The following is a 24,258-nucleotide window of genomic DNA, read 5'->3' as shown; positions in this document are numbered from 1 at the left end:
CTGCAGCATCGGGCCAGCCGCCAGGGAACGGTGGCGGCCCCAGCCAGGACGGCACGGAGGGCAGGGAGCGGCCATCAGCGGTGAGGACCACCGACACAGCGCCGCCGGGTGCAGGAGAGCACCCGGCGGCACGAGGGACGCGCGCATGTGTCACGGTAGATGCCGACCTTGGTCGGCAGTAGATCCTCGCCATGCGTGGATGCCCGGACAGCCTCAGTGCCGACCAAAGGTCGGCACCCACGAGAGCAGGCGTGGCAGCAGGAGCCGCCCGGCCGTAGGTCCACGCCATGCGTGGATGCGCTACCACGACCGAATCCTACAACTCCAGCACCCGCCGGTAACTCAACGGCCCACGCCCATCGCGCAGGCCCAACCGCAGTTCAAGTCCGGTGGCCGGCAATACCTCGCCCTCGCTCGGCAACACGGCCCATCCCGTTCCAGGCTGCCACGCCCGCACCTCGAACCGCTGCACATCGCGCGCCACCGCAATGCCCTTCGACGGATCCGGTGCGGGCAGGGGATACCGGTCCGTAGCCGCACCACTGGCCCGCCACAGCGTGCTGCCCTGCCGCCACCAGCGCACCCGCTGCCAGTGCAGCCCATCGCTGCCCACGCTGCGGGTGATCTCCAGCGCGAAGCTGCCATCCGGGTGCCGCTCGCTCACCAACGACGGGGGCAGCAATCGCTGCGGACGATCTGCCGGGCGCACCGCGCCATTCATCAGCGCATCGTCTGCGCGCATCTCGATATCCCGCTGGAACTGCTGCAGCACGCGCAGCGCCGTCGTGGTCTCTGCATCGGCCTGGCGCAGGCGCTGGTCGCTGCTGGCCACGCTGTCCAGCGCACGCCAGCAGATCAGCGCCAGCACGCCCATGATGGTGATCGCGATCATCACCTCGATCAGGGTGAAGCCACGCACGGCGCGCCTCATTGCGCCGCAGTCCACGGCAGCTGCATCCGGGCCAGCGACTGCCGCGGTGCATCTTCGGCCACCACGGTCAATTCCAGTTGCGGCTGCCCGTCGCTGCCGGTGCCCAGATGCTGCAGGACCAGGAAGCTGCCGCGTCCCTGCACACAGCGCTGCCGGGCATCCTGCGGCGGCTGCCCGGCGAGGCGCAGCTCCCGCCAGCGGTCCTGCGCACACAACAGCGCCAGGCGACGGTCGCGCAGCCGTGACTGATCGTCGGTCGCCACTGCCACCGAGCGCATCACCGCAGCCAGTGCAATCGATACGATCGCCAGCGCGATCAGCACCTCGATCAGGGTGAATCCGCACGCCGTCTGCTTCACTGCACGACCTGCAATTGTCCGCTGCCATCATCACGAAGACGCAGTGCGCGGCCGTCCAGCGACAGTCCAAGCTCCCAGGCGGTACCGATCCACTCCGGGCTCAGCTCGATGGCGTTGGTGGGCTGCACCGCGATGCCTGCAGCCTGCCACTTCTGTGGACGCAGCAGATCATCGCGTTCAACGGTGACCCAGCGGCTGCCTTCGAGGCGGCTGAAACGATAGCCGGCGGCGTCGGCCTGCCAGCGCAGGGGGCGGCCATCGATGCGGGCCTCGTCGCGCGCCACCTGCAGGCGCTGCGCCAGTCGTTCGCCTTCCTGCCGCAGCTGGCGCGCGGGGTCGAGCAGGCTGCCCAGGCCCAGGCCGATGCCTGCCGTGCAGATGCCGATGATCACCAGCACCACCATCAGTTCCAGCAGGGTGAAACCACGCGGGATGCGTCGCATCGACATTGCCTCCTGTCCCTTGCCGATGCGTGCCAGCGTAGGCCCGCATGATGAAACAAAAGCGTCAGCCGCACCTGCTAGCGTAGGCGGACACGAACGTGGCGATGATGTGGAACATGGACGGCAGGCGCTGGGATCGGAATCGGATGTTGACCCTGCTGGCGGCGACGCTGCTGCTGGCCGTGGTGGCCTATTGGAGCGTCACCCTGTCTGCGGTGGCGCCAGCGGCGGCCGCGAGCGAAGCGCATGCCGAGGCGCCGGTACGGCCGATGTTCGATGCAGTGGCCAGCCTACCACTGGTGCGGCTGCTGTCGCCCGGTGCGGTGCAGACCGAGGTGGTCGTGCTGGGCGTGATGGCGGGTGACCATGCGCCATTGGCCCTGCTCTCGGTAGATGGACGCCCAGCGGAAGCGTATTCGCCCGGCCAACGACTCGGACCCTGCACGGTACTGGCCAGCATCAGCGCCAGCGCTGTGGAACTGAACCAGGCCGGGCAAACGCGCAGCCTGCCGGTGCCTGAGCTGCCGCCGGTGCCGACCGATGGCATCGTGCCGGGCGGGTCCCTGTAGAGCCGAGCCCGCGCTCGGCTGCGTCTGGAAGAACAGTCGGGCAAGGCTCGACTCTACAAAATCCAGTGGAGCATGGCTCGACTCTACAAAATCCTGCCGAGCGCGGGCCCGGCTCCACGGCTGCGCAGGCTCAGCGCGCCGGACGCTGCGGTTCCACCGAACGACCAAAGGCATCGCCCATGCGCTGTCGTGTGCCTTCCAGGTTGTACTGCATCAGCTGGTTGCCCGGCTGCCGCATCAGGCGTTCGGCTTCAGGCAGCGCCGGTGACTTCGCCGATTTCGGCGTCGGGGCCAGTTTGCGTTGCAGGCACTCCCAGGCGGGGATGCGCTCGCCGTTGACCTGTACTTCGATGCAGGGTGCGGCATCGTCCTGTTTCTTCGCCTCTCCGGCCCAGGCCGATGGCAACGCCAGCAACAAGGCAAGGGCGAGAGCAGGGCGATGGCCCGCCTTCAACGACTCACTCATCTTGAATCTCCTGCGACAACCGACGTTCTGGAATGAAGACGTGTGGCGAGGGCAGTCTCCGCCCGCGAGTGTTCCGGCGCTGTCAAAAGATGACAGTGCTGTCACAAAACTATTGGCGGCTTTGACGCGACGTACACGTCCTGTTGGTAGACCCACGCGCCGCTCCCTGGCCACTCCCTTCGATACGACGCGATGCCTTCGATGACTCCTGTTCCGTGCCGAGCCGTCCGCCTTCCGCTGCGCCTGCATCCGCTGGTGCTGGCTCTGACCGCGATGCCGCTGCCATTGTTCGCGCAGGACGCGGCGCCTGCGCCCAGCGTGAACATCAATGAATACATCGTGCGCGGCAACACCGTGCTCGATCCGCGCCAGATCGAACGTGCGGTGGAGCCGTTCCTCGGCCCGGGCAAGACCCTGGCCGATGTCGAGAAGGCGCGTGATGCCGTCAATGCGCTGTACCAGCAGGCAGGCTACCAGTCGGTCTACGTCGAGCTGCCCGAGCAGCAGGTCAGTGGCGGCGTCGTGCTGCTGAAGGTGCAGCAGACGCCGATCGGGCAGCTGCGTGTCGTAGGCACGAAGCACGAATCGCCCGAACGCATCCGCGAACGCGTGCCGGCACTTGCCGAGGGCAAGGTGCCGGACTTCGACCAGGCGCAGAAGGAACTGACCGCGCTGAATGAAGGTGGACGTCGCCAGGTGATGCCGCTGGTGCGCGAGGGCCAGGTGCCGGGCACGATGGATGTGGACCTGCAGGTCGAAGAGAAGTCGCCGTGGCGTGCCAGCGCGTCACTCAACAACGACCACAGCGCCGACACCGAGAAGCTGCGCCTGAGTGCATCGCTGGCCTACGACAACCTGTGGAAGCGCGGGCACAGCGCCAACATCGGCGTGTACCTGGCGCCGGAAGATACCAAGCAGGCCAAGGTGTTCTCGGCCTCGTACATGATGCCGTTCGAGGGCACGCCGTGGAGCCTGGAAGCGTCCGGCTACAAGTCCGACAGCCGCGTGCTGAACGCGGGTGGGCAGGTGGGTACCGGCACCGGAACCAATGTAATCGGCAACGGCCATTCGATCGGTCTCAAGCTCAACTATCGACTGGCCGGCAGCAGCCAGTGGTGGCGCCAGCTCAGCCTCGGCGTGGACTTCAAGGACACCGAGGAAGACACGCAGATGGGCAAGGAGAGCCTGAAGACGCCGCTGAAGTACGCGCCGATCACCCTGGCGTTTGTCGGTGTGCGCCAGGGCGAGCAGGATCAGTTGAGCATCAATACCCAGCTGGTGGCCGGTACCCGCCGCCTGTTCGGCTATGGCAGCGATGCCATCGGATTCGGGCAGAAGCGCTACTGGGCGGACCCCAGTTTCATCGCGTTCAAGGCCGATGTGGCCAACACCCACACCTTCGGCAGCGATTGGCAGTGGTACGCGCGCGGCTCGCTGCAGGTGACCGACGCACCGCTGGTGTCGGCCGAGCAGTTCGCCGCCGGTGGCATGTACACCGTGCGCGGCTATCTGTCGGCCGAGGCGATCGGCGACTACGGCGGCCTGGCCAGCCTGGAATGGCGTACCCCGGCGTGGTCGCTGTGGAGCGGCACGGATCTGCGCGTCTACAGCTTTGCCGACGCCGCCTACCTGCGCCTGCGCCAGCCGCTGCCCGAGCAGCGTGACAAGTACAACCTGGCCTCGGTCGGCCTGGGCGCGCAGCTGCGCCTGGGTGAGCACCTGCAGCTGCGCCTGGACTACGCCTGGCCTTATGCCGATGGCCCGGTCACGCGCAAGGACGACCCGCGCCTGCATTTCAACATCAGCACCAGTTACTGACCCTTCCCTTGAACATGCGTTCTCCGGAGACCCTTCGCATGGACCGTTTGCTTTCCCGAGTGTTGTTGCTGCTGGCCGCGCTGGTTGCGCTGCCTGCTGCTGCGGCCGATGCCAATTGGTGGCAGGCCGAATGGAAGTACCGCAAGCCGATTACCGTCGATGCCGGCCCGCAGGGTGCGGGCCTGGCCGGTGACCCGGGCCGTACGCCGCTGCTGCTGCGCCTGCATACCGGCAACTTCGGTTTTGACGGCACCCAGGATGCGGGCAATGACCTGCGCTTCGTCTCGGGTGATGGCCGCACCGTGCTGGCCCACCAGATCGAGCAGTTCGATCCCAAGCTGGGCCTGGCCCTGGTCTGGGTGGACGTGCCGGCGGTCAGCGCCGCGGCGCCGCAGACGATCTGGATGTACTACGGCAACGAGAAGGCCCCGGCCAGCGGCAACGGCCAGCAGGTGTTCGACCCGGACTACACGCTGGTCTACCACTTCGCCGAAGCCAATGCGCCTGCACGCGACACCACCGCCTACGGCAACAATGCCGGTGCTGTGGTGCCGCCCTCCGAAGGTTCGGTGATCGGCCGTGGCGTGCAGTTGGGCGCAGGCCCGCTGCCGTTGCCGGCCAGCGCCTCGCTGGCACAGGAAGCGGGGGCGCCGTTGACCCTCTCGGCCTGGATCAAGCCGGGCAGCAACAATGCGGCGCAGGCGATCTACGCCCGTCGCGATGGCGCCTCCGAGCTGGTGGTCGGTATCGAGAACCGCGTGCCGTTCGTTCAGCTCAATGGCCAGCGCAGCACGCCGGCACAGCCGATTCCGGAAGGGCAGTGGGCGCACGTGGCACTGACCGCGGAGAAGGGTGCGCTGCAGCTGTACCTCAACGGCCGTGTAGTGGCCCAGCTGAGCGGCGAGCTGCCGGCGCTGGGTACCGCGCCGGTGGTGGGCGCCGATGCGCCGGGCGCGGCGCAGCCGCTGGCCAACTTCGAAGGTGCGCTGGATGAGTTGCGCGTCTCGCGGGTTGCACGTCCAGCCGCGCTGCTGCTGGCCGATGCCACCGCTCAGGGCGCCGACTCGCGCCTGATCAGCTACGGCGCCGACGAGCAGTCGGCCGGCCAGAGCCACTTCGGCTTCATCCTCAAGGCGATGCCGTTCGATGCCTGGGTGGTGGTCGCCATCCTCGGCCTGATGATGCTGATGTCATGGGCGATCATGATTGCCAAGAGCCGCCACTTCGGCCGCACCAGCAAGGCCAACGCGGTATTCACCGAGAGCTTCGGCAAGTTGTCCGGTGTGCCGCTGCGCACTCTGTCCGAGATGGACCGCCAGGGCAAGGCGCCGACCGCGATGCATGACGGCTCGCTGTGGCGCATCTACCAGGTGGCCATCGATGAAATGCAGCAGCGCCACCAGCGCGATGGCAACAGTGGCTACCTGAGCGGTGCCACCATCGCCGCGATCCGTGCCTCGATGGATGCGGTGATGGTGCGCGAGCAGGAAGCAATGGCACGGCGCATGAACTGGCTGTCGACCACCATCGAAGGTGCGCCCTACGTGGGCCTGTTCGGCACCGTGATCGGCATCATGCTGGTGTTCGTGGTGGCGGCGATGGCCGGCGCGGTGGACATCAACTCGGTGGCGCCCGGCATGGCCGCGGCGCTGCTGTGTACCGCTGCCGGCCTCGGCGTCGCGATTCCGGCGCTGTTCGGCTATAACTACCTGGGCGCGCGTGCCGAGGCGATCGGCGCGGACATGGCGGTGTTCATCGACGAGTTCGCCGCGCGCCTGGCCGAAGAGCAGGACGGGCGCGGCCCGGCCGCGGTCCAGGGCTGAGGGGCGCGCCATGGGCCAGAAGGCGAAGTTCGGCATCAAGAAGCGCGAGAAGGGCATCAACGTGACGCCCTTCGTCGACGTGCTGCTGGTGGTGCTGGTGATCTTCATCCTGACCAGCAATGCCTCCATCCCCGGTATCGAGGTCAATCTGCCGAAGGCCAGCAACAGCGTGGCCCTGGAAAAGCCGAAGACCAAGGCGATCACCATCGACCCCAGCGGCCAGGTGTTCCTGGATGCCTACCCGGTGACGATGGCCGAGCTGGAAGACCGCCTGCGTACCGAGCGCGCGACCACACCGGATTTTCCGGTGATCGTACGCGGTGATGCGCAGGTGCAGTACGCCCGCGTGGTCGAGGTACTGGACCTGCTGCGGCGGCTGGAGCTGGCCCAGGTCGGCCTGGTCACCGGCAAGGCGCAGGGCTGAGGCATGACGGCCCATCAACCCCCTCGGCCGGAGCCCGGCATGCGCGGTCGCCAGTTGCTGGTGACCGTGGCCCTGGTGCTGGCCGCGTTGCTGGTGCTCGGTATCGCGGTGTGGTGGCTGTTGTTCAAGGACACCGCCAGCACCCGCCGGCCGGTGGTGCAACCGCCGATGCTGGCGCTGCCCCCCCCTCCGCCGCCGCCCCCGCCGCCCCCGGAAAAACCACCGGAGCCGGAGACGCCGCCGGAAGAGACGATGCCCGAGCCGGAGCCGCTGGATCAGCCGACGCCGGCCGAAGAGCCGACGCCGACGCCGGATAACAGCGATCCGGTGACGATGAATGCCGACGCGCAGGCCGGTGGTGACAACTTCGGTATCCAGTCCGGCAGTGGTGGCGGTTCGTCCGGCGTTGGCCGTGGTGGCGCCGGCAACGCTACCTACGGCCGCTACCTGGGCTACCTGATGCAGCAGGCGATCTCGCGCGACGACAAGGTCAAGCGCCTGGCGTTCCAGCTGCAGGTGAATGTGTGGCTGGCCAACGACGGCCGCCTGGAGAAGGTCGAGCTGGTACGCGGCAGTGGCAACGAGGAGGCCGACGCGGCCGTGCTCGATGCCCTGCGTCGCATCGGCAAGGTTGACCAGGCACCGCCGCCGTCACTCGATTTCCCCGCCCGCGTCCTGATCCAGGGCCGCCGGCCCGGGGCCTGATTCCCGACTTCCATGATTCCCCTTCTTTCGATGAGAACCGTGATGAACGACCACGTCCGCGCACGAACCGACTCCCGCCGCCCGCGGCCGGCCCGACGGGCGCTGCTGTGCTGCGCCGTGCTGCTCAGCCTGGCTGCACCGGCCGGTGCGATGGCCGCCGAAACCACCATGGTCAAGCTGATCAAGGGCCTGATCGCCAGTGGTGCACTGAAGCCCGAAGACGGCCAGGCGTTGTTGGTGCAGGCCGAAGCCGAAGCGGTGGCCGCACAACGCACCGCAGCCAGCGGCAGCACGGCCGCCAGCGGTGGCGTGGCCCTGGAAGCCGGCGACGTGCGCGTGCCCTACGTGCCGCAGAGCGTACGCGACGGCATTCGTGACGAGGTGCGCCAGGACGTGATGGCGCAGGCCAAGGCGGAAGGCTGGGCGGCACCCAACGAAGTGGCCGAATGGACCAAGCGCATCAAGGTCACCGGTGACATGCGTGTACGCAGCGAGTCGCGCTTCTACTCCGAGCGCAACAGCGACATCGTGAGCAACTGGGCGTCGATCAATTCCGGCAACGGCTTCGATACCAACACCAATACCAACCTGCAGCTGCCGCCGCTGCTGAACACCCGCCAGGACCGCCGCAACCTGTGGCGCATCCGTGCCCGCCTGGGCATCGAGGCCACCATTGGCCAGCACACCACGGCCGGCGTGCGCCTGGCCAGCGGCAGCAGCAATGGCCCGGTGTCGACCACCGAGCAGCTGGGTGGCGGCCTGAGCAAGAAGGACGTGTGGCTGGACCAGGCCTGGCTAGCCTACAGCCCGGCGGACTGGGTGACGGTGCGTGGCGGCCGCTTCGGCAATCCGTTCTGGACCAGCGACACGCTGTTCTCCAACGATCTCAATTTCGATGGTCTGGCCGCGAACCTGAAGTATGACTTCGATGGTGGCGACCTCGACCTGTTCGGCAACCTCGCGGTGGTACCGCTGGAGTACACCTCCGACAGCTCGCCGAGCCAGAGCAAGGTCAAGACTCCGAACGAGAACAAGTGGCTGTCCGGTGCCCAGGTGGGCGTGAACTGGCGCTTCAACGACGACAACGCGCTGCGCGCGGCGCTGGGTTACTACGACTTCAAGAACATCAGCGGCCGCCTGTCCTCGCCGTGCGCACTGTATGCAGGCGCGGTGGGCTGCGACACCGACTGGTCGCGCCCGGCGTTCATGCAGAAGGGCAACACCCTGATGCTGATCCGCGACATCGCGCGCAATCCGCTGGACCCGGCCAACACGCCCACCCCGCAGTATGTCGGCCTGGCCTCGGCGTTCCGCCTGGCCACGCTCAACCTGCGCTGGGATACACAGCTGGCCCAGGGCGTCGGCCTGCGCCTGGATGTCGACTACATCCGCAATCTGGCCTACGACAAGCAGGCCATGTTCAATCGTGCCAACAACGGCATCGTCAACAACTACGGCGCCGGTGGCACCGCCAGCATCGATACCTTCCGCAGCGGCGACACCGCATGGATGGTGCAGGCCACCTTCGGTGCCACCGAGCTGAAGGAGAAGGGCCAGTGGCAGGCGCTGCTGGGCTACAAGCACATCGAGGCCGACGCACTGCCCGATTCCTACAACGACCCGAACTTCCACCTGGGCGGCACCAACGCCCGCGGCTACTACGTGGGCGGCGCTTACGCGCTGGATGCACGCAGCTGGATCAGCGGCAAGTGGATGGCGGCCAAGGAAGTGTCCGGCGCGCCGCTGTCGATCGACGTGTTCCAGCTGGAGTTCAACACCGGGTTCTGAGTGGCGGGCGTGATGCGGATCACGTCGTGCGTGGCGGGGGCGCAGCGATGCGCCCGTCTAAGGAAAGGAGACCACGCGTTGTTCAAAAGGAGGAGTGGATGAGCCGTCGCAAGCTGTTCGAGAGTACCGAACCGTCCAGCCAGGTGCTGGGTGTTGGACCGGCCTATGTTTCAGTGGAGGGCCTGCGCCAGCACCTGGCCGAGTTCCTGCTGTATGCGGGCCGGCCGGTGGTGATCATGCGCGGGCGCAGCGAAGTGGGCTATTTCCTGCCGGCGCGCTGCTGGCGCCAGCGTGACGATGATCCGCTGGCGGCGGCTGCCGCCGACCAGCTGCTGGATGCGGCCGGTTTCCAGGCCGAGGACATCCAGCAGGTGGAGCAGGAATTCAACGCCATGCGCCAGCGCACCGTGCTGCATTCGCGGCGCTGAAGCAGATCCACGCCACGCGTGGATGGGGTTACGCTGCGCCCCCGCGCTCGCTGGTGATGCGCGCACCTTCACGCATCACCAGCGTCACCGGGGTCTTTTCCACCACCTCCAGCAACCGCTGCCACTGCGCATCGCTCAGCTCGGCGCTGGCATGCAGCACGCGGTGCACGTGGAAGCGTCCATCTTCGTCGCGTTCCGAGCGCAGCTCGGCATGGAACTCGCCCAGCTCCCAGCCCTTGCGTTGCGCATACATGCGCAGGGTGATGGCGGTGCAGGCGGCCAGCGAGGCCAGGTACAGATCGAAGGGCGCGAAGCCCTTGCCCTGACCGCCCAGCGAGGCGGGCTCGTCCGCGTCTACATCAAAGCTTCCATTGCTGATGTGGTGCAGGTAGTTGTCGCCGGTCGAAACAATGCGCGCGTAGGCCATCGGAGTCTCCATCTGTCTATAGCGTTGAGCCATGCTCGACCAACCCACTGTAAAGTCGAGCCGTGCTCGACTGCTCCAAAAGGCGGCGCCAGCCAAGGCCAGCGCCGCCACGAAATCACTCGGTACGATCGTACGAGAACTGGATGCCTGCCGTACCACCGGTTTCGATGAAGAGGTTCATGAACGCCGGCACCGTTTCCGAGCGGGCCCAGTCGCGCTGCAGCTCGCAGAACAGCTGCGGCACGCTGATCAACTGGCCCCCGGCTTGTTCGATGCGGCGTAGTGCTGCGTCATGCGCCGCCAGCGAGGTACCGCCAACGGCATCGACCACCACGTACACCTCATAGCCTTCCTTCAACGCATCCAGGGCCGGGAAAGTCAGGCAGGCCTCAGTCCACAGCGCAGTCATGATCAGCTTGCGACGGCCGGTCGCCTCCACCGCCTTGCGGAACTCGACGTCCTCCCAGGAATTGATGGTGGTGCGGTCGTAGGTGGGGTAGTCGCCCAGCACCTTGCGCAGCTGCGGAATCGGCGGCTTGTTCAGGCCGGTCTTGACGTTGACCGTCGAATGCACGATCGGCAGCCCGTAGGCCACTGCGGCCTTGGCGGTGCCGACGATGTTGTTGACCAGCAGCTGGCGGTCCATCGAGGCGATGGAGTTCACCTGCACCGGCTGGTAGTCGATGATGATGAAGGCGGAATTCTGCGGGGTCAGCAGGTGGTCGCTGGCCGGGTCGCGGATCGGTTCACTGGACATGGTGGGTCTCCGGTTGGGAGGGGGCCGGCGGCTGGCGGGCACCCCGGGGGCAGCTCAGCTGCGCTGCGAATCCAGCTGCTCCTGGTTCTTCTGCACGTCCTGCGCCTTCAGGTAGCTTTCGATCAGCAGCTGGTAGTTCGGGAAGATCTTCGTGTAGACCTCGGCCCACTGCTGGGCATCGTCGCGGTTCCAGCTGCGCTGGATTTCCGAGGTCACCGCGGCGGTGTCCATCGGCACCACGCCGGCCTGCACCACGCGGGCCAGGGTGATCTCTTCGGCCATCTTCGAATAGGTGCCCGAGGCATCGATCACCGCGAACACCTGGTAGCCATCGGCCACGGCGGCGATCGACGGGAAGGCCATGCACACGCTGGTGATGGTGCCGGCAATGATCAGCTGCTTGCGGCCGGTAGCCTTCACCGCAGCAACGAACTCAGGGTTGTCCCAGGCATTGATCTCACCCTTGCGCGCTACATACTGGGCATGCGGGGCGGCCTCATGGATCTCCGGAATCAGCGGACCGTTCGGGCCCTGCGGGACCGAGGCGGTGGTGATCACCGGCATCTTTGCCAGCGTGGCCATCTTCGCCAGCGCAGTGGCGTGGGCGCGCACGCGGGTGAATGGCATGTCACCGATGGTCTGGAACAGGCCGCTCTGGTGGTCGATCAGCAGCATCGCGGCGTTGTCCGGATCGATCACCGGGCGGGCACCATTGAAGTTGGCGGGGGTACTCATGGTCAGTCTCCTGGGGAAGGTGGGCGTTGGCCCATTGGCGCGACGGGTCATCGCCCGCCGCGCGGAAGCGCTCAGTGCGCGATCCGGCCGAAACGGCCGCTGTTGAAGTCGTTGACCGCCTGTGCGATCTCGGCCTGGCTGTTCATCACGAACGGGCCATAGCCCACCACCGGCTCGTCGATCGGCTCGCCGCTGAGCAGCAGCACAGTGGCGTCGCTGTCGGCGTCGACGAACACGTCCTCGCCGCTGCGATCGAAGGTGACCAGCTGCGCCTCGCCGACCGGCTGGCCGCCGTTGATCCGGACCGAGCCCTTCAGCACCACCACCGCCAGCGTGCGGCCATCGGCCACCGGCAGTTCGGCGTGGTGGCCCTGCTGCAGGCGGATGTCCCAGACATCCATCGGCGTGTGGGTACGTGCCGGACCGGCGTGGCGGTCGAAGCGGCCCGCGATGACACGCACGCGGCCGGCGCCCTCAGGCAGATCCACCGAGGGGATCTCTGCGTCAAGCAGGGTCTGGTAGCCCGGTGCGCCCATCTTGTCCCGCGCCGGCAGGTTGACCCAAAGCTGGACCATGTCCAGCGTGCCGCCGCGCTTGCTGAATTCCGGTGTGTGGAATTCCTCGTGGAGAATGCCGGAGGCCGCCGTCATCCACTGCACGTCACCCGGGCCGATGGTGCCGCCGGCACCGGTCGAATCGCGATGCGCGACCTCGCCCTCATAGACGATGGTGACCGTCTCGAAACCGCGGTGCGGATGCTGGCCGACCCCACGCGGGGTATCGCTGGGGGCGAAGGTGTACGGGCCGGCATAGTCCAGCAGCAGGAACGGGCTCAGGTGCTGGCCGTGGGTGTTGTAGGAAAACATCGAGCGGGCGGGGAATCCATCGCCCACCCAGTGCGGGCGGGGGGCGCTGTAGGTACCGGTGACACGCTTCATGGCGATCTCCTGGCCGGGGCTGCCGGCCGCTGTTCTTCGTTGCAGGAGACGATATCGCCGCGACAATTGGGCCGGTAGACGCCAATATTTGCCGTCATAGTCCCATCTGGTGAACAATGGCGGCAGGCCGTGGGCCGCAGGAGATCGCCCCGTGTTCATCGCAGATATCCGCCGTTGTGACCTCAACGACCTGTTCTATTTCGCCATGGTGGTCGAGCACGGCGGCTTCTCGCAGGCCGGGCGGGCGCTGGCGATGCCCAAGTCGAAACTGAGCCGGCGCATCGCGCTGCTGGAAGAACGGTTGGGCGTGCGCCTGATCCAGCGCTCGACCCGGCGTTTCTCGGTCACCGAGGTCGGCCAGGACTACTACCGCCATTGCAAGGCAATGCTGGTCGAGGCGGAAGCGGCCGAAGAAGCGATTGCGATGTCACGCGCCGAGCCGCGCGGCACCATCCGCCTGGCGTGCCCGATCGCGATCCTGCACGCGCGCATCGGCCCGATGCTGGCCGACTTCCTGGCCCTGCATCCGCAGGTGACGATGCAGCTGGACGCCACCAACCGCCGCGTGGACGTGGTGGGCGAGGGTGTGGACGTGGCGATCCGGGTAAGGCCGCCGCCATTGGAAGACAGCGACCTGGTGGTGCGCGTGCTGGCACGCCGGGTCTGGTGCACCAGTGCCAGCCCGGCGCTGCTGCAACGGTTGGGTACGCCGCAGGTGCCGGCCGACCTGGCGATGATGCCGACCGTCGATCTGGCCTCGCCCAGTCAGCAGCATGTGTGGGAGTACATCGGGCCGGACGACGTGCAGGCCAGCGTGCATCACCGCCCGCGCCTGGTCAGCGATGACATGATCGCGCTGCGCGCAGCCGCGGTGGCCGGGGTCGGGCTGTTGATGCTGCCGCGGATGATGATCACCGATGAGCTGGACAGCGGCGCGCTGGTGCCGGTGCTGCCGGAGTGGGTGCCGAAGCACGGCATCGTGCATGCGGTGTTCCCTTCGCGGCGTGGGCTGCTGCCTGCCGTGCGTGCGTTGATCGATTACCTTGCCGAGCGTTTCGAGGCGTTGGACGAACCGTAGTCCTTCATCCACGCATGGCGTGGATCTACTGCGGAGCCGAGCGTGGGCTCGGCGCTACCAGGCTTTGCTTGCCGCCTGCGGCTGCGCAGCCCACAATCCACATCCGGACCGTCGCCATCACGCCCATCATTCCCCGGTCCGGCCTTGGCACCTATGTCTCCCAATGCCCTGGCGCTGGTCGAGCTGCTGATCCGCGAGCGCCGTGCGTTGTCTCGCTTCATCGCGCGCTATCTCGACCCGGCCAGTACCGAGGACACCCTGCAGAACCTGTACCTGAAGGCCAGCAGCGTGCCCGGTGATCCACCGATCCTGGAGCCGCGCGGCTATCTGTACCGGATGGCCTATCACCATGCCCTCAACCGCAGCCAGGCCGACGCCCGCGAGCGGCGCGCGATGGCCGAGTACGCCGCCGACATGGCCGAGGCGGGCCACGACGGCGAGGCGCAGGCACTGGACCAGGCACAGCTGCGCGAGATCACCCAGACCATCCTCGCGCTGCCAGCGCAGGTCCGCGAGTGCTTCGTGCTCAACCGCTACCTGGGCCTGAGCGAGCGCGAGATCGCCACACGGCTGGGTATTTCCAAGAGCCTGGTCGGCAAGCACGTGCTGCGCGCGGCACTATTGATCCAACAGCACCAGCAGGGAATGCATCGATGAGCGGCGATTGCCGTGGGCAGATCGCGCCCGCCATTGTCACAACAGGAAAGCGCACCCGTTCGCGGTGCGGCAGGCCACAACCATGACCACGTCCGAACCCTCGCCGCGTCAGGCCAGGCAGGCGTTGCGCTGGGTGATCCGGTGCAGTGCAGGCCCGCTGCCGGAACGCCAGCAACTCACCCTGCATCGCTGGCTGCAGGCCGATTCACGCCATGCGCTGGCCTGGCGCCAGCAGCAGGCCTTCTGGCAGGGGCTGGATGCCGCCGGGCCCGACGTGCTGGCGGCGCTGCCTGAACTGACCGCCGACCGCCAGGGATTGCGTCCGGTCGCACCGCGCCGTCGCCTGCCATGGCTGTTGGCCAGCGCCGCCGCTGTGGTTCTGATGGTCGCGGCCGCACCGCAGGCGCTGTTGCTGGCACGCAGTGACCTGCGCAGCAGCGATACACCACGCGTGGTGCAGCTGGAAGACGGCAGCACCGCCGTGCTCGATGCGGGCACCGCATTGGCGGTTGCGTTCGATGGCCAGCAGCGGCACCTGCGCCTGCTGCGCGGCCAGGCCTGGTTCCAGGTGGCCCATGAGGCGCGACCGTTCCAGGTCGAGGCGGCGGGCGGCCTGGTCCGTGACATCGGTACCGCCTTCAGTGTGTCGATGCTGGATACCACGGTCACCACCCAGGTCAGTGAGGGTGTGGTCGAAGTGCGGCCGGGCGATGGCAGTGTGCAGCGCCTGCATGCGGGGCAGTCACGGGCGTTCCGTGACGGTCGCTGGCTGGAGTCTGTGCGGCTGGAAGATCCCGAGGCCGTGGCGCCATGGCGGCGAGGTGAGGTCGCGATCGACAATCTGCCGGCCGCGCAGGCCATCGCCGATCTGGCGCGCTATCGGCGTGCACCGGTCTGGGTACTGGGCGGGCAGGGCGCGAACGTGCGGGTCAGTGGCCTGTTCCACCTGCAGCAGCCGGAGACCGCCATTGATGCCGTGGCCGCACAGGCAGGACTGCGCGTGCAGCGCTTGCCCGGTGGCGCGCTGGTGGTGTGGTGAGGCCCGCGCAGCACCTGGATGAACGGGCCGCATGAAAAAAACATGAAAAAACCGTGGGCACCTGCAGTGTCCCGCTGTCTATAGAGGTATAGCCAGAGCGAAACACCGTTTTTCCTCAAGCCAGACACACCACCGGCACCGGATGTGCCCGTGGTCCAGCCACGCTTGAGGAGTTCCTGTCCATGCCGTCCACGGCATCCGCCTGTCATCGTCGCGCCACCGTTCTGGCCCTGGCCGTTTCCACCGCATTGCTGCCGCTGGCCTGGGTGCCGGCCGTGCAGGCACAACCGGCGATCGTCGCGCCGGTGCGCCAGTACGCCATCCCGGAGCAGCCACTGGCTGATGCCGTACGTGCCTTTGGCCGCCAGGCCGATGTGCAGGTGGTGTTCCGCAGTGACCTGGTGGAGGGCCGCCGCTCCAGTGCGGTGAGTGGCGAGTACAGCCAGATGCAGGCGCTGCAGCAGCTGTTGCGCGGCAGCGGCGTGCGCGCACAGCGTGGCATGGACGGTACCTGGAGCCTGCGGGCCGCAGCGGAGGCGGGTGAAGGGGAAGGGCTGCGGGTGACCGAAACACTGGACGTGGCCGGTCGCCTTCAGTCGGAAGGGGGTGAGGCGCGCGATCGGCGCGGCTACGATGATGTGTTCGCGCTGGACCTGACCACGGCGTATTCGGGGCGCGACCGGGTGGAGCGCTATCGCGGTTCCAATCCGGCCGACGTGGTCAAGGATCTGGTCGGCGTGTTCAGCGGCGATGCGCGCAACAGCGGCGCGCTGGACGTCAACATCCGTGGCATCCAGGGGCCCGGGCGGGTGCCGGTCAGCATCGACGGTGGCGAACAGGCGCTCACGGTCTGGCGCGGCTACAACGGCGTCAGCAACCGCAACTACATCGATCCCAACCTGATTGGTGGCATCCAGGTCATGAAGGGGCCAGGGCTGGTGCGCGATGTGCACAGCGGGATCGGCGGTGCGCTGGTGATCAAGACCATCGACGTTGACGACATTGTTGCTGCCGGCGAGCGCTTCGGCGGGGAGCTGAAGATCGAAGGCAGCAGCAATGCGGTGGCACCGCGCCTGCCGCGCCTGCACACCGGCGAGGATTACCGCACCGTGCCGGGGTTCCCGCAGGGCTCGCCGAACTCACCCTATAACGACCGCACCCTGGTGGTGCCGGTGAAGTCGCGCAGCGGCAACAACCCCTTCGATGGCGAAGACCAGGCCTGGCGGTTGGCACTGGGCGTACGCGGCGACAACGTCGACCTGATGGCTGCCTACGCCTGGCGCAAGCGCGGCAACTACTTCTCCGGCAGCAAGGGAAGCGCGTACTACGACCAGGACCGGCGCGAGCAGTACGAGTACCAGGGCATCGACTACATCACCACGCTGGCGCGTTACTTCAAACCGGGCGATGAAGTGCCCAATACATCCAGCGAACAGGAGTCCTGGCTGGTCAAGGGAACCTGGCAGATCAACGACGACCAGCAGCTGAAGGCGACCTGGCGGCGCACCTTGTCCCACTACGGCGAGATCATGCCGTCGCGCATCCTGTCCGCGCCCGACTACGGGCGTATCCAGTGGCCGCTCAGCCGGGTTGCGTCCGATGCCTGGAACCTGGAATACCGCTTCCAGCCGGCCGGCAGCCGCTGGCTGGACCTCTACGCCAACCTGTGGCGCACGGAGACGGACAGCGATACCTACAGTGCTGGCGGCTTCCCGAACTTCGCAGTGGGTAATCCGGCATGGAACCCGGATGCCAGCCCGATCCTGCGCAACACCGCGCTGGCCAACGCGCGCAACGACCGCACCGGCCTGATCCTGAGCAACCGCTTCGCCCTGCATTCGACCCTGGACCTGACCGTGGGTGGCAACTGGCAGTACGAGAAGCTCGGCTCGAGCGATCCGTACTTCGGTACCACCGATGGCTGGCGTATGTTCCCGCGTGCCGGGCGCCGACAGGAGGGCGAGGGCTACCTCACCCTGGAGTGGCGGCCGGTTGACTTCCTTACCCTCAATGCAGGCGTGCGCTACAGCCGCTACTGGGCCTTCGACGATTTCCTCGAAGCGCACCCCGAGCTGCTGACCAAGGGCGTAGGTGGCAAGGAGGCGCAGTACACCGTGAACGAGTTGCCGCCCCGTCCCGCCAATCTGCAGGCCCGCATCGACGCGTTGGAAGCACGCCGCGCCGTATGGGAAAAGCGTGGCATGGGCTGGTTCATCGATGACAGCATCCGTGCCTTGCTGGCGCCGTACGAGACGCCGCGTCCGGTCAGGTACACGCGGCCCTGGCTGCCCGATGCCGATGGCAACTACACCCGCGCCGGCAATCCCTGCCTCAATGGCGAAGTGGCGGCCATTCCCGGCGTGCAGCCGGTGTTCGCCGGCAGCGACCAGGTCTGCAACATCGGCAACAGCGTACAGTCGCAGCCGGTCGATGCACGCAACAGCCGCCGCCGCGACCATGCCTGGCTGCCGACCTTCTCGGCCACTGCACACCTGTCCCCGGCCGCCCGTGCCTACGTGCGTTACAGCGAAGCGGTGCGCTTCCCGAGCATGTTCGAAAGCACGATCGCCTTCTCCGGCAGCCTCAATCCGCTGCATGCGCTCAAGCCCGAGCACGCCTACAACTACGAAGTGGGCTACGTGCACAACCTGTCGGCCCTGTTCGGCAACACCGCCGATGCCGACGTCAAGCTGGCGTACTACGTGCACAAGACCCGTGACGTGATCGAGCGCGATGGCAACTTCCTGTTCGACAACATCGACAAGCAGACCATCCGTGGCATCGAACTGCAGGCCCGCTTCGACAACCGGCGCTTCTTCACCGATCTGGGCATCACCCGCACGTTGGAAAACGAGGTGTGTGACGAGAGCACGGCGGTGCTCCTGGATGCGAACCGCGGCCTGGTCCCGAACTGCGTGCAGGATGGTTTCGTCGGTGGCTACCTGCTGACCCAGGCCATTCCCAAACTGTCGATCAACTGGTCGCTGGGCACGCGCCTGTTCGATGAGCGCCTGGAGCTTGGCAGCCGCATCGTGCACTACCAGCGCCACGAGAACCCTGATCTGCAGGCCTACCGTGACCGCCTGCTGAGCGGTGGCAGCGGCCTGCTCTGGCAGAACGTGCCGTTCACCTGGGGAAACATCACCACCGTCGATGCCTATGCGCGCTGGCGCTTCAACGAGCATGCCAGCGTCGAACTGGTCGGCAGCAACCTCGGCAACCGCTACTACGTCGATCCAGCCACGCGGTCCACGCTGCCGGCCCCGGGTCGCACCCTGAAGCTCGGCGTCACCGCACGCTTCTGATCTCCCACCTTCAAGCGTTGTACCCGTAGTTCCCTCAATCAAGGAGCAATACCATGAAAATGATCTCCCGTTCGGTTCTCGCCGTTGCCGCCTCGCTGGCTCTGGTCGGTGCCGCGCATGCTGCCGATATCGTCGGTGCCGCCAGTGCCAAGACCGATGCCGAGCTGTACGTGGCGGTTGGCGAGTCGCAGGTCAATGGCGGCCCGCACCGCGCTGGCAAGGCCGGCATCGGTGTCGGTACCGTGTCCCAGGCCAAGCCGGTGGACTTCCAGGGTCTGAGCGCCTACTCGGCACCTACCACCGTCAATGGCGTGACGGTACGTACCCTGGCCATGCCGATCACCGGCGCACCGGGCAGCCACGCCGGCATGGGCCACTTCAACTTCGTCAAGGTCGGCAGTGGCGATGTCTGGTTCGGTGAATGGTCCAAGGATGGCGCCGCCGGTGGCTTCAACAACCGCCAGGTCTACTTCGTTGGTGACCGCGCCGGCACCACGCTGCCCGCTGGCGTGGCGTCCTACACCGTGGCTGGCCTGAACAAGTTCAACGGCAGCAACCTGCTGAGCGGCACCTTTGACGCCGACTTCGGCGCCGGCACCCTGGATGGTGCGCTGTCGGGCAACGGCCTGAACCTGGCCATCGTTGCCAACATCAACAGTGCCGACGCATCGTTCGCCGGTTCGGCCACCGCCAACGGCAGCGTTGCCGGCACCACCCAGGGGCAGTTCTTCGGCGCCAACGCGGCCGCCCTGGCCGGTATCGCCACCTTCAGCGGCAACAGCCAGTACGACACCGCCTTCGGCGGCAGCAAGAACTGATTGCCACGCCCCTGACGGGGCAGGGCAGGGACAAGCCGCGATCCGCCAGTCCCTGCTTCGGCCCGCTGCATGCACCACCACGGATCGACCATGCGCCATCCCATCTTCCTTGTCGTACTGCTGCTGGCGGCCGCCGACGCTCGCGCCCAGCAGGACGATCTTCGCCGCGTGCTCGAACAGGGCACCGACCTGCGCCACCAGCAGCAGGACCAGCAGCGCCTGCAGCAGGCCGAGTCGGAGCGACCGACCATCACCATCGACGGCCAGACCCTGCGCGTGGAGCGCACGGTCGACGATCTGGGCCAGGCGCTGTACCTGTCGCTGCAGCATCAGCAATGGGGCGCCGCGCAACGCTTCCTGGATGAATACATCGAACTGCCCGGCCACGACCCGTTGCTGCGCCACTATGCGCAGGGCGGCCTGGCGCGGGTGGCCGGCAATCACCACCGCGCGGCCAACGAGTACGAGGCGCTGCTGGAGGCACAGCCGGATTTCCTGCCGGCCCGCCTTGAACTTGCGCGCGTCTACGCCGAGGACCAGCGCGATCGCGATGCGGTGGCGTTGTTCACGGCGATCGCGGATGGCATCAGTGCCGATGACCCCGCCACCGCAGGTGTACGCGGTCGGGTGGACGCCTATCTGGCTGCGCTGCAGGCGCGCCAGCGCTGGAAAGGCGCGCTGTCCGCCGGCCCGGCATGGAGCGACAACATCAACCGTAGTTCGGCCAGCCGCACCTGCCTGTTTGGGGTAGGCGACACCTGCATCATCCAGCGCAATCTTCCCGATGCCCAGCGCGCCATGGGCCTGGACTATGACGGTAACCTCGAACGTCGCTGGGCCTTGAAGGGCCACCATGGCGTGTACGTGCGTGGCCTCGCATTCGGCCAGGCATGGCGTGGGCACAGCGCCTACAACGAGCTCAATGCCAACGTGCAGGCGGGTTACAGCTGGCGTAGCGCACGGCATACCCTGCAGATCGCCCCCAGCTATGACTATCAGGGCCTCGGCAACCGGGCCCTGCAAGGCGGTAGCGGGCTGCATGGCGAATGGCAATATGCGCTGGACGCGCGCAGCCTCCTCAAGCTGGAGGCCGACTGGAAGCGCCAGCGCTATCGCCAGCGTGGCCTAGCCAGCAATTACGACGGTGAGCTGGCCGCGGTGTATGCCACCTGGTTCCGTGCGCTCAACCCGCGCTGGACCCTCTTTGCCGGGCTGGACCTGAGTGACAGCAGCGCTGCCAACCCAGCCAACGGCTATCGCCAGCGCGGCGTGCGGCTGGGTGCGGCGCGCCGGTGGATGGGCACCACCGCCACCGTATTCGTCTCGTTGCGCGAGCGCGACTACGACGCGTGGAGTCCGCTGCTGGAGGCGCGGCGTGAGGACAGCGAACAGAACCTGATCGCCATCGTGCGCAGCGAGCGCCTTGCCGTGGCCGGGCTGGTACCCAGCCTGAGCCTGCGCTACGCGCGCATCGACAGCAACGTTGGCTGGCTGTACAGCCACGACCGCAGCCTGCTCAGCCTGAAGTGGGAGCGGGCCTTCTGAACACGCCGCTGCAATGCCGCGGTGAACGGGCCGTGGCTGCGATCTTCATCCATCATCACGCGCTCTTGTAGCCCGGTTCGCGCATCCTGCGGGCGTTGCGGCAGAGCTGGGCCGCGTGTATCGAGGAGCGCCGGTCGTGCTGGAAGCGGGCAACAAACCAGAGGGCCTGAAAGGGCTGCGTGTACTGGTGGCGGAGGATGAATTCGCCATCGCGATGTTCCTGGTCGACTATCTGGAGCTGAAAGGCGCACAGGTGGTGGGGCCGGCTGGTGACCTGCAGGCGCTGGGGCAGCTGGTCGATACCCATCCCATCGATGTGGCATTGCTGGACATCAACCTGGGCGGTGAGCAGGTCTATCCGCTGGCCGATCGGCTGGCCGAGGCCGGTACGCCCTTTCTGCTGACCTCCGGTTACGACGACAACCTGCCCAGCCGCTTCGCCAGCGCGCCGCGCTGTACCAAGCCTTATCACATCGAAACCCTGGTGCAGCAGCTGGCCGGGCTGGTGGCGGCGCCGCAGGTCTCTGCGGGCATCGCCTGATTGCGCGGCATGTCGCGCCGTCCTGAAGGCATCCACGCTGCCAAGCTGCGTGGCTCGATGCCGCCTGCGCCGCGCCTGCATGCGCGCCACGATGGCATGGCCGCGCGCATCGCCCGCCATGACTGGTCGTCCACGCCATTGGGCGCCTGTGAGCAGTGGCCGCCCCACCTGCGCGCCACCGTCGACCTGATGCTGGCCCACGGCTTCCCGATGATCGTGCTGTGGGGCGAGCAGCTGGTGCAGCTCTACAACGACGGCTATGCCGAGATCCTGGCCGACAAGCATCCCGGCGGGCTCGGCCAGCCGACCCGCGAGTGCTGGCCCGAGGTGTGGCATATCAACGGGCCGATCTACCAGCGCGTCTGGCAGGGCGAAACCATCACTTACGAGGACAAGCTCTATCCCCTGGCGCGCCGCGGGCGGTTGGAGGACGTCTGGTTCACCATTACCTACAGCCCGATCCGTGGCGAGGAGGGGCGCATCAACGGCGTGCTGGTGACCATGTTCGAGACCACAGCGGCACATGTTGCCCAATTGGCACGCGAGCGCGAAGAGCAGAAGCGGCGGGAGGCGGACCGGCGCCTGGCATTGGCCTTCAAGGTGCTGCCGGTAGGTGTCTGCATTGTCGACACCGAGGGGCGCTTGCAGCTGTCCAACGACCAGATGCGTGCCTACCTGCCCAGCGGCAAGGTGCCTTCCACGGATGAGGTGAACCTGCATCGATGGCGTGGGTGGCATGCGGACGGTAACGCCATCGAGGCGCACGACTTCGCCATCGCGCGCGCAATGCGCGGCGAGACCGTGGTGCCGGGGCTGGAGTTCCAGTACCTGCATGATGATGGCCGCGCGCGCTGGACCCGGGTCGCTGCCGCGCCCCTGCGCGATGGCGACGGTGAGGTCAGCGGGGTATTTGCCATCGCGGTGGACATCGACGACCTCAAGCGTGCCACTGAGCGTCAATCGGTATTGCTGGCCGAACTGCAGCACCGGGTGCGCAACATCATGTCGACCATCCATGCCATTGCCTGGCGGACCCGCGAGTCGGTCAGCAGTGTGGATGAATACGCTGAACGGTTGTGCGGGCGACTGATGTCGCTGGCACGCACGCAGAGCCTGCTGACCCGTGGTGCCAATGCCGGCGTCTGCCTGCGTGGCATGCTCGAAGAGGAGATCGCTGCGCAGACGCCGGCAGCGGCCGCCTACCGCCTGCAGGGCGAGGACGTGCTGCTGCCGCCGAAAGCAGCCGAAGTACTGTCCCTGGCGATCCACGAATTAGCGACCAACGCGCTGAGGCATGGCGCGCTCACCCATGAGGATGGCCGGATCGAGGTCACCTGGGATCTGCAGGTTCAGGCCGGCCAGCCATGGCTGGGCCTGCACTGGTGCGAGCGTCATGCCGAGGTGGAGGACTGGGAGCTGCCACGCCAGCGCGGCCTGGGCCGGGCGCTGATCGAGCAGCGCGTGCCGTACGAGCTGGCTGGCAGCGGGGAGCTGCGCTTTGGCCCACAAGGCCTGGATGCCTGGATCCGCTTCCCGTTGCGGGAGCGCGACAGCCTGCTGCAGACCGATGCTCCGGGCGCGGCGGCGGAGGGTTCCGTCAGGTAAAGGTCCATTTATCCCCAATTGGGCCAAATTGGGCATAATGGCCTCAACTATCCCCGTCTGGAGCCGTGCCATGACCCTGCCGCTGGATCTGCCTGGCCTCGAAAAGGCCCCGGCCTCGTCGGTGAAGACCCGTGGCTGGCCGAGCCTGATGCGCACCGTGCGCGAGAAGCAGGCACTGGTCATCACCAACCACAATCATCCGGAAGCGGTGATCGTGGATATCCGCACGTACCAGGAGCTGCTGGCCAAGGCCGCCGGCGGTGACGCCGGTGAGCGCAGTGAAGAACTGCTGCGCCTGCGCGGTGAGTTCGACCAGACCCTGGCCAGCCTGCAGCGCGGTGAGGGGCTGGGCAAGGTGCTGGGCCAGCCGATCCGCCGTGGCCGCAAGGTCACCCTCGGCCGTCCGCTCTGAACGATGGGGCGGATCCTGGTGCTGGCCGGCGTCAATGGCGCCGGCAAAAGCTCGCTGCTGGGTACCTGGCTGGAAGCCGAAGGACTGAGCTGGTTCAACCCCGATTCGTTCACCCGCCGCCTGGTCGAGGCTGGCTGGCCGCTGCCCGAAGCCAATGCCGAGGCCTGGCAGGAAGGCACCCGCCGCCTGCGCCAGGCCATGGCCGATGGCACGGACTTCGCCTTCGAAACAACGCTGGGTGGCAACACCATTCCGCGCCTGCTGCGCGAGGCCTGCGAGCACCATCACGTCGCGATCTGGTTCTGTGGCCTGGCCACGGTCGAGCTGCACATCGCCCGCGTGGCGGCGCGGGTAGAGGCCGGTGGCCACGATATTCCGGTGGAAAAGATCCACGCCCGCTTCGATTCGGCGCGCGAGAACCTGTTGGACCTGCTGCCGCACCTGGCTGAGCTGCATGTCTACGACAACAGCGCGCCGGCCGACGCAGAAGGCTGCGCCGCGCCCCTCCCGGTGCTGGCGATGGAGCGCGGCCAGCTGCAGTACCCGGTCTCGGTGGCCGAACTGCTGCACACGCCGGACTGGGCCAAACCCATCGTGATGCGCGCGATGGAGTTGGACACCCCGCAGTAGATCCACGCCATGTGTGG

General features: G+C 67.0%; 25 protein-coding genes. 17 read left to right on the top strand and 8 right to left on the bottom strand.

The features are described from left to right. Positions 1-316 precede the first annotated feature (316 nt). From ACZK45_RS11860 to gspH, 3 genes are read right to left on the bottom strand one after another with little or no spacing between them, the layout of a single operon-like run. Positions 317-931, bottom strand: a complete 615-nt coding sequence (locus tag ACZK45_RS11860) for a prepilin-type N-terminal cleavage/methylation domain-containing protein (protein WP_125893654.1) — start codon at positions 929-931, stop codon at positions 317-319. Further along, on the bottom strand, positions 928-1,290 hold the full coding sequence (gene gspI, locus ACZK45_RS11855; RefSeq protein WP_478444708.1) for a type II secretion system minor pseudopilin GspI: 363 nt from the start codon (positions 1,288-1,290) through the stop codon (positions 928-930). Before gspI ends, ACZK45_RS11860 begins: the two co-directional genes overlap by 4 nt. Next, positions 1,287-1,733 (bottom strand): type II secretion system minor pseudopilin GspH, encoded by a 447-nt coding sequence (gene gspH / locus ACZK45_RS11850; RefSeq protein ID WP_049462512.1) that lies wholly within the window; start codon positions 1,731-1,733, stop codon positions 1,287-1,289. The genes gspI and gspH overlap by 4 nt, the downstream gene beginning before the upstream one ends. A gap of 104 nt (positions 1,734-1,837) precedes the next feature. On the opposite strand from gspH, the gene ACZK45_RS11845 reads away from it, so the two are divergent. After that, positions 1,838-2,302: a hypothetical protein gene (locus ACZK45_RS11845; RefSeq protein ID WP_478444707.1), complete on the top strand. Its 465-nt coding sequence runs from the start codon at positions 1,838-1,840 to the stop codon at positions 2,300-2,302. A 130-nt stretch (positions 2,303-2,432) separates the two neighbouring features. Here ACZK45_RS11845 and ACZK45_RS11840 read toward each other — a convergent pair whose 3' ends face one another. Beyond that, entirely contained in the window at positions 2,433-2,768 is a 336-nt protein-coding gene (locus ACZK45_RS11840; RefSeq protein ID WP_478444706.1) for a hypothetical protein, read from the bottom strand. Between the two features lie 201 nt (positions 2,769-2,969). On the opposite strand from ACZK45_RS11840, the gene ACZK45_RS11835 reads away from it, so the two are divergent. From ACZK45_RS11835 to ACZK45_RS11810, 6 genes are all read left to right on the top strand, one after another. Further along, a complete protein-coding gene (locus tag ACZK45_RS11835) occupies positions 2,970-4,586 on the top strand; it encodes a ShlB/FhaC/HecB family hemolysin secretion/activation protein (protein WP_478444705.1) in 1,617 nt (538 codons plus the stop codon). Positions 4,587-4,624: 38 nt separating this feature from the next. Then, a complete protein-coding gene (locus ACZK45_RS11830; protein WP_125893648.1) occupies positions 4,625-6,409 on the top strand; it encodes a DUF2341 domain-containing protein in 1,785 nt (594 codons plus the stop codon). A 10-nt stretch (positions 6,410-6,419) separates the two neighbouring features. Then, positions 6,420-6,833 carry an ExbD/TolR family protein gene (locus tag ACZK45_RS11825; protein ID WP_005409874.1) on the top strand — a complete coding sequence of 138 codons (414 nt, stop codon included), beginning with the start codon at positions 6,420-6,422 and terminating at the stop codon, positions 6,831-6,833. A gap of 39 nt (positions 6,834-6,872) precedes the next feature. Further along, on the top strand, positions 6,873-7,538 hold the full coding sequence (gene tolA, locus ACZK45_RS11820; protein WP_049399763.1) for a cell envelope integrity protein TolA: 666 nt from the start codon (positions 6,873-6,875) through the stop codon (positions 7,536-7,538). A gap of 42 nt (positions 7,539-7,580) precedes the next feature. Then, complete coding sequence (locus tag ACZK45_RS11815; protein ID WP_478444704.1) at positions 7,581-9,326, top strand: putative porin; 1,746 nt, start codon at positions 7,581-7,583, stop codon at positions 9,324-9,326. Positions 9,327-9,424: 98 nt separating this feature from the next. After that, a complete protein-coding gene (locus ACZK45_RS11810; RefSeq protein WP_478444703.1) occupies positions 9,425-9,754 on the top strand; it encodes a hypothetical protein in 330 nt (109 codons plus the stop codon). 28 nt (positions 9,755-9,782) lie between these two features. On the opposite strand, the gene ACZK45_RS11805 is transcribed toward ACZK45_RS11810, so the two are convergent. The 4 genes from ACZK45_RS11805 to ACZK45_RS11790 form a co-directional block, all read right to left on the bottom strand. Next, on the bottom strand, positions 9,783-10,181 hold the full coding sequence (locus tag ACZK45_RS11805; RefSeq protein WP_071227964.1) for an OsmC family protein: 399 nt from the start codon (positions 10,179-10,181) through the stop codon (positions 9,783-9,785). Between the two features lie 115 nt (positions 10,182-10,296). Beyond that, a complete protein-coding gene (locus ACZK45_RS11800) occupies positions 10,297-10,938 on the bottom strand; it encodes a hydrolase (RefSeq protein WP_005409869.1) in 642 nt (213 codons plus the stop codon). Positions 10,939-10,992: 54 nt separating this feature from the next. Next, complete coding sequence (locus ACZK45_RS11795; RefSeq protein WP_478444702.1) at positions 10,993-11,673, bottom strand: hydrolase; 681 nt, start codon at positions 11,671-11,673, stop codon at positions 10,993-10,995. 71 nt (positions 11,674-11,744) lie between these two features. Further along, positions 11,745-12,611, bottom strand: a complete 867-nt coding sequence (locus ACZK45_RS11790) for a pirin family protein (RefSeq protein ID WP_478444701.1) — start codon at positions 12,609-12,611, stop codon at positions 11,745-11,747. 151 nt (positions 12,612-12,762) lie between these two features. Here ACZK45_RS11790 and ACZK45_RS11785 point away from each other — a divergent pair, with 151 nt between their 5' ends. The 10 genes from ACZK45_RS11785 to ACZK45_RS11740 all read left to right on the top strand — a co-directional run bounded on the left by ACZK45_RS11785 (position 12,763) and on the right by ACZK45_RS11740 (position 24,241). Then, complete coding sequence (locus ACZK45_RS11785; protein WP_180838019.1) at positions 12,763-13,689, top strand: LysR family transcriptional regulator; 927 nt, start codon at positions 12,763-12,765, stop codon at positions 13,687-13,689. A gap of 153 nt (positions 13,690-13,842) precedes the next feature. Next, a complete protein-coding gene (locus tag ACZK45_RS11780) occupies positions 13,843-14,346 on the top strand; it encodes an RNA polymerase sigma factor (RefSeq protein ID WP_049462496.1) in 504 nt (167 codons plus the stop codon). A gap of 82 nt (positions 14,347-14,428) precedes the next feature. Next, positions 14,429-15,385: a FecR family protein gene (locus ACZK45_RS11775; protein ID WP_125893640.1), complete on the top strand. Its 957-nt coding sequence runs from the start codon at positions 14,429-14,431 to the stop codon at positions 15,383-15,385. A gap of 182 nt (positions 15,386-15,567) precedes the next feature. Next, on the top strand, positions 15,568-18,690 hold the full coding sequence (locus tag ACZK45_RS11770; protein WP_478444700.1) for a TonB-dependent receptor: 3,123 nt from the start codon (positions 15,568-15,570) through the stop codon (positions 18,688-18,690). Between the two features lie 53 nt (positions 18,691-18,743). Then, complete coding sequence (locus tag ACZK45_RS11765; protein WP_032129432.1) at positions 18,744-19,508, top strand: Slam-dependent surface lipoprotein; 765 nt, start codon at positions 18,744-18,746, stop codon at positions 19,506-19,508. 90 nt (positions 19,509-19,598) lie between these two features. Then, entirely contained in the window at positions 19,599-21,053 is a 1,455-nt protein-coding gene (locus ACZK45_RS11760) for a surface lipoprotein assembly modifier (RefSeq protein WP_125893636.1), read from the top strand. A 136-nt stretch (positions 21,054-21,189) separates the two neighbouring features. Continuing rightward, on the top strand, positions 21,190-21,594 hold the full coding sequence (locus tag ACZK45_RS11755) for a response regulator (RefSeq protein WP_019337750.1): 405 nt from the start codon (positions 21,190-21,192) through the stop codon (positions 21,592-21,594). 9 nt (positions 21,595-21,603) lie between these two features. Continuing rightward, positions 21,604-23,199 (top strand): sensor histidine kinase, encoded by a 1,596-nt coding sequence (locus ACZK45_RS11750; protein ID WP_478444699.1) that lies wholly within the window; start codon positions 21,604-21,606, stop codon positions 23,197-23,199. Between the two features lie 70 nt (positions 23,200-23,269). Beyond that, a complete protein-coding gene (locus tag ACZK45_RS11745) occupies positions 23,270-23,611 on the top strand; it encodes a type II toxin-antitoxin system prevent-host-death family antitoxin (RefSeq protein ID WP_005413623.1) in 342 nt (113 codons plus the stop codon). Positions 23,612-23,614: 3 nt separating this feature from the next. Beyond that, the gene (locus tag ACZK45_RS11740; RefSeq protein ID WP_132810239.1) at positions 23,615-24,241 is read left to right on the top strand and encodes an ATPase; all 627 of its coding nucleotides are present in this window, start codon (positions 23,615-23,617) and stop codon (positions 24,239-24,241) included. The last annotated feature ends 17 nt before the right edge of the window (positions 24,242-24,258 follow it).

It is taken from the genome of Stenotrophomonas sp. 63632_Sma (genome assembly GCF_056482875.1).
Note: the sequence above shows the minus strand (reverse complement) of the source record. Positions and strands in the feature narration are given on the sequence as shown.